Annotated in this window: 2 protein-coding genes; both read left to right on the top strand. The window is 59.1% G+C overall.

Features of this window, described 5'->3' with window-relative positions; all coding sequences use genetic code 11:
- Positions 1 to 285 precede the first annotated feature (285 nt).
- On the top strand, positions 286 to 477 hold the full coding sequence (locus tag VF202_15550) for a hypothetical protein (protein HEX7041531.1): 192 nt from the start codon (positions 286 to 288) through the stop codon (positions 475 to 477).
- Positions 478 to 962: 485 nt separating this feature from the next.
- A partial coding sequence (locus VF202_15555; GenBank protein HEX7041532.1) for a hypothetical protein occupies positions 963 to 1,434 on the top strand: 472 nt, incomplete at its 3' end.

The following is a 1,434-nucleotide window of genomic DNA, read 5'->3' on the forward strand; positions in this document are numbered from 1 at the left end:
GGAAACTCCTGCCTCTGCGACGTACACGGGGAAGGCCTGCGAGAACAGTGTCTGCGCGCGGAGGCACATGACCAAGGATGAGATCCAGCTGTATGAGCTGCAGAAGCAGCTGGAGCTCACCGCTATCTGTGACAGGCACCCAAGCGAGGATTGGCCTTGCTTCAACGGGGAGGGGCAATGAGGATCATCTGGTCCAGGACCACCCTGAGTTGCACTTTCCGGGCCATCCTCCGTGAGGCTCCTGTCGTCTGGCACCCCGCTAGCGGCAGGTACATTCAGCCCAACGTGCTCCGCATCGAGTACAGCAAGCCCAACGATCAGAAGTGGTCGACATCAGGTGTCCACCTCACGGGCAAAGGTCCGGATGGGACTTTACTCACCGCGTCCTTTGGGGCGGATGAGGAGTCTTGGCCTGCGTGGATTCGTGAGGCGGCCAAGGAGAAGCTGGAGCAACTCCACGACAACTACAGCGTGTAACGGTAACGAGCGAGGGACAGGGAGCGCAACGGTGCTCCCTGTTCCGCATAGGGAGGGAACAGACGATGGGTGCGAATGACAAGGAATACCAACGGGATTACCGCAGGCGCAACCCTGACTACATCCGCAGGCAGAAGCGGCTGGAGAAAGCTCGCAGCGAGGCACGCCGGATCCTCGCTGAGAGGTACCCTGATGAATACCAGGCTATCCTTGCGGAGATCCACAGGAGGGAAGGCTTGTGAGTGTGAATGAGGAGATCCAGGTTGCCTATGACACGGGTGTGAGGAACGGCATCGAGTTAGGACAGAAGCAGGGTGCAGCAACAGCGTACGCAGACCTTCAGGCATGGGCTCTGGAACGACTGGAGAACGTTGCCCCGTACAGCGACACCCGGACTGCGCAGGATCTACTCGATTACTGCAACGCGCGCCTGTCCGAGACTGCGGTGGACGGGGTACCATCTATAGACCGCAAGGAGGGCAGTGATGGTACGCAGCCAGAAGCGGGGCACGGGCAATAGTCCCAAGGACGAAATGTGGATTGAATGGATGCAGCAACACGGTGGGCTGACTCCAATCGATCCTGATGAAGCTGGGCTGCCCTGGCCTGCTATGCAGCAGTGGGACGGGGACGCAGACAACGAGGGCAATCCCTGGATGGTGCCCCCGCCCCACAAGTCCTGTCGCGGCAAGGCATACGTACGGGACGCAGACGGCAACTATATCATGGACCGCAACGGAAAGCGCATTATGCGGCCATGCTGGAACTGGCCTATGAAGGGCACAACCGTCTGTATCTACCACGGCGGTGGCGTTGAGAAAGTCCGAAAAGGAGCAATGGAACGCCTGATTGGCGCTCTTGACTACACGACCGCTGAGCTGATCCGGCTGGCGCTGTCCAAGAAGACAGATGACAAGGTGAAAATCCAGGCTATCAACAGCATCCTAGACCGCACAG

This window comes from Trueperaceae bacterium (assembly GCA_036381035.1).
GTDB lineage: Bacteria > Deinococcota > Deinococci > Deinococcales > Trueperaceae > DASRWD01.